Origin of the sequence: Chitinimonas sp. (assembly GCF_041904975.1) — a bacterium.
Classification (GTDB): Bacteria; Pseudomonadota; Gammaproteobacteria; order Burkholderiales; family Chitinimonadaceae; genus Chitinimonas.
Window position 1 is genome coordinate 1 of the sequence record NZ_JAYRLZ010000349.1, and the last position, 3,844, is coordinate 3,844.

A 3,844-nucleotide genomic window follows, 5' to 3' on the forward strand; every position below is an offset into this window, starting at 1 on the left:
AGGACGATGGCGACTGGCGCATTCCGAATATCGAGCGAGAGTCCGTACCCGAAGAGCAGTATCAGTGCGATGGGCAGGAAGATACCTATCGCCAGGTTGCTCTTGTCGCGTATCAGCTGGCGAAACTCCTTGATGGTGAGCGCCCTGAGCCGTCGCCAAAAATGACTCAAGTTTCGTGGGAGCCAAGTCGATTGGGTTTGCATCATCAGGCCTCCACCGCATTGAAGCCGGTCTGCCTGCTTTCGCGCGCCTTCTTGATAATCTCCAGGAACGCCTCATTCATGTTCGCCGCACCAGAAGCCTGGCTGCGAACTTCGTGAGGTGTTCCAATCGCCAGCAAGCGCCCGGCATCCTGGATGACGATGCGGTCGCAATACTCAGCTTCCTCCATGAAGTGCGTCGTCACGATGATGGTGGTGCCTTCGGCAGCAAGCGTCGTGATGCGCCGCCAGAAAGCGCGACGAGCGAGTGGGTCGATGCCACTTGTAGGCTCGTCGAGAAAGAGAATCTCGGGGCGATGTATCAGGGCCGTGGCCATGGCCAGCCGCTGTTTGAAACCGCCGGGAAGCTCACCGCTTCGTTCGTCTTTCTTTTCCCGCAGCTGAAATTCGTCTAGCGCTCGCTCTACCTGGGCATACAGCTCCTGTCTGCCCAAGCCATAGGCGCCTCCGAAGAACGTGAGGTTTTCGGTGACGGACAGATTTCCATACAGGGCAAACTTCTGGGAGACATAGCCGATGCGAGCGCGAGCAGGTGCTCGGGCGGTTCTCAGGTTGAAACCCGCCACCTCGAGGAAGCCACTGGTCGCCGGGAGCAGGCCGCAAAGCATGCGGAATGTGGTCGTCTTCCCCGCGCCATTGGGCCCGAGTAGACCGAAGATTTCGCCTCGGCGAACGCTGAACGAGGTACTGGCAACCGCTGTAAAGCTGCCAAATTGGCGAACCAGGTCGCGGACCTTGATTAACTCGATTGGGTCCTTCGTGTCGAGCTGTACAGACGAATTCTTGGTCTCAACCGCATCCTCGTGGCCGTCCTGGGTCGCACGCTCGCGCAGGAGGGTCATCACTCCATCTTCGAGGCGGGAGGGAGTGGCCTCGCATCGAGCTCCCAGAAGTATTCCTTCAAGGTCACGAGGCTCCGTGCCCCCAGCCTGGATAAAGCGCACCGCGCCGCTTTCCGGCACAGCATCGAGAACATGCCTCTTATCGTCGATAAGTCTCGCCTGTAGCGTCCTGGCCAACTCACCTTCCCGCGGATAGGCAACAAAGCAACGGCCCTTGGCCGGCCGGCACAGTTCATCCGGTGTGCCCTGGGCTAGCACTTGCCCTTCAGTCATTACGATGACGTGCTTACAACGCTCTGCTTCGTCCATGTAAGCCGTGCTCACAATCACCGGAAGACCTTCTTCCTCGACTAGCTGCTGCACGATGCGCCACAACTCACGGCGGGAGAGCGGGTCAACGCCGACGGTCGGTTCGTCGAGAAGAAGTAGCCGGGGGGAACGTACCAGCGTGCAGGCCAACCCAAGCTTTTGCTTCATGCCGCCCGATAGATTTCCTGCCAGGCGATTGGTGAATGCGGCCATGTCTGTCATGGACAGCATGCGGTCAAAGCGTTCTCGACGCTCATCCATTGGTACGCCGTGCAGGTCGGCATAGAGATTAAGGTTCTCCATGACGCTCAGGTCTTCATAGAGGCCAAAGCGTTGAGGCATGTAGCTGATGAGGTCTTGTACCTCCTGGGGCTTGGCGGCCACATCAATGCCCAGTGTGTAGAGGCTCCCTGAATCCGGCTTCATCAGACCAGCGATTAACCGTATGAGTGTGGTCTTGCCCGCGCCATCAGGCCCCACGAGGGCGGTGAGCTGCCCTTTGGGAATCGAGAGGGTGATGCCGTTCAATGCCGGCCCGCCAACCGCTCCTTTGAAGCGTTTGACGACATCCTTTGCATCAACGGTGAGAGCAGTTGTGGTCATGATTTGCCGAGTGCCTCGGGGTGATTAGGGCACCAAGCGGACAGTGGCTGGCATGCCCAGCCGTAGCTGGTCGTCAGGGTCCTTGACCAGTACGCGGACCTCATAGACAAGGCTCGTTCGTAGCTCTTCCGTTTGGACGGGTTTGGGCGTGAATTCCGCTACCGAGGAGATATATCCAACCTCCCCGGCGATGGATGCGTCAGGAAGTCCGTCTATTTTGACCTCAGCCGGCATCCCTGGCCGGACACGGGCAAGCTGCGCCTCATTTACGTAAGCGCGTATCCATTTGGGTTGCACGATGGCCAAGGCGTAGACCGGTTTTTGCGGCGACGCCATGTCGCCCGGCTCGGCTAATCTGGAACGCACGACGGCATTGGTCGGAGCTTTCAATTCAGCCAGTGAAATGCGATGCCGGAGTAAAGCCAACGACTCTTCCGATGCCTTGAGCTGGGCTGCCGCCTGCTCGATGTCTTCAGAGCGCGGACCTAATTTGGCGAGGCGTAGGGCCATTGATTGGTCTTCAACTTTTGCACGAGCCGCCTTTAATGTCGCTGCGGCCCGGTCCAATTCCTGGCGGCTAACGCCTCGACCATGAGTTTCCTCTGCGATGGATTGCATCCGCTGGAAATCCAGCTCGGCCAACTTTGCATCGGTAGTAGCAGCATCCACCCGGGCCTGCGCCTGACCTATTTCTTCCGGGCGCGAACCGTTGCGTAAGCGCAGCAAAGCCTTCTTGTTTACCTCGATTTGAGCCTCGGTCTGAGCCGCCTGAAGCTCGAGCGTGCGAGTGTCGAGCACCGCCAGAACTTGGCCAGCTGTGACCTTCGCCCCTTCCTCAACCCGCATTTCAACAATGCGCTCGCTGTCCTGGAAGGCCAGTGAAACCTGACGGATGTCGACGTTGCCAAGCAGCGTGATGTCGTTCTTCTGCGAGGAGTTTCCGCTCCACAGCCAAGCGCTGACACCAACGACTCCAACAACTGCTATCGCAACTCCGGCGAGAATTTTCCGGTTCATATTCGATGCTCCTGCGCTTGACGTTCTCGATAGACGCACTATATTCAAATTCAATTTGAATTGCAACTATGGTAGCATTCGGGCATCAAGATTGGGTTGAAAACTATGGCTGGACGTAAGAGAGCAGCGCGTGCCGATGGAGATGCAACTCGAGCCCGCCTCCTGGAAGTTGCCGGGCAGCTATTTGCACGACTTGGCTATGCAGGGGCCGCAAACAAAGCGATTTGCGAAGCGGCCGGAACAGACCTTGCCGCCATCAATTACCACTTTGGCGGCCGCGACGGGTTGTATCAAGCAGTGCTCTTCGAAGGATATGAGCAGCTGATTAACCTTCAGAAGCTCAAGGAAATTCACGCTCGGCAGGATTCTGCGGAGAACAAACTATCCGCAGCCATCGACATGATTGTCGACCGGCTTTACGACGAAGGGGGCTGGCATGGACGTGTATTCGCCCGGGAGTTGGTTGCACCTTCTACCCACCTAGCAGCCCTCGTTCGAGAAGGGGTGATGCCGCGCTTCAAGCTCATGAGCGACATCCTTTCGGAAGTTACTGGATTCAGCGCACAGGACCCGGCGTTGTTGCGGTGCGTTCTGAGCGTCATCGCACCGATGCTGATGATGCTGGTAGTGGACCGCGATACGCCTACTCCATTTCGCGCATTGATGACGCGGCCCGCAGATGAACTCAAAAGCCATCTCAAGCATTTTGCTTTGGCAGGATTACTGGCCACCAAGGAGCAAGCCAGCCGCCGAGGTAGCTAACGCTACACCGCGACGCTACTCCAGACCGGTCGTTGCGTCACCAAAGCATAGACTGACCGCTCAGGGTCGAACCCGGCCTTTAGACCAAGC

General features: G+C 57.8%; 3 protein-coding genes and 1 pseudogene. 1 reads left to right on the forward strand and 3 read right to left on the reverse strand.

Annotated features, from left to right (window positions below):
• The 3 genes and pseudogenes from ACE3OH_RS20505 to ACE3OH_RS20515 form a co-directional block, all read right to left on the reverse strand.
• A pseudogene (locus ACE3OH_RS20505) lies at nucleotides 1-206 on the reverse strand (hypothetical protein); the annotation flags it as partial.
• Nucleotides 206-1,975: an ATP-binding cassette domain-containing protein gene (locus ACE3OH_RS20510; RefSeq protein ID WP_031347191.1), complete on the reverse strand. Its 1,770-nt coding sequence runs from the start codon at nucleotides 1,973-1,975 to the stop codon at nucleotides 206-208. The gene ACE3OH_RS20510 and the pseudogene ACE3OH_RS20505, both read right to left, overlap by 1 nt.
• A 24-nt stretch (nucleotides 1,976-1,999) precedes the next feature.
• On the reverse strand, nucleotides 2,000-2,992 hold the full coding sequence (locus tag ACE3OH_RS20515; RefSeq protein WP_374357528.1) for an efflux RND transporter periplasmic adaptor subunit: 993 nt from the start codon (nucleotides 2,990-2,992) through the stop codon (nucleotides 2,000-2,002).
• A gap of 105 nt (nucleotides 2,993-3,097) precedes the next feature.
• On the opposite strand from ACE3OH_RS20515, the gene ACE3OH_RS20520 reads away from it, so the two are divergent.
• On the forward strand, nucleotides 3,098-3,754 hold the full coding sequence (locus tag ACE3OH_RS20520; RefSeq protein WP_021250123.1) for a TetR/AcrR family transcriptional regulator: 657 nt from the start codon (nucleotides 3,098-3,100) through the stop codon (nucleotides 3,752-3,754).
• Nucleotides 3,755-3,844: the final 90 nt, after the last annotated feature.

Coding starts and splice junctions, on each gene's coding strand:
- ACE3OH_RS20520 (WP_021250123.1), top strand. CDS start 3,098: ATGGCTGGACGTAAGAGAGCAGCGCGTGCCGATGGAGATGCAACTCGA.
- ACE3OH_RS20515 (WP_374357528.1), bottom strand. CDS start 2,992: ATGAACCGGAAAATTCTCGCCGGAGTTGCGATAGCAGTTGTTGGAGTC.
- ACE3OH_RS20510 (WP_031347191.1), bottom strand. CDS start 1,975: ATGACCACAACTGCTCTCACCGTTGATGCAAAGGATGTCGTCAAACGC.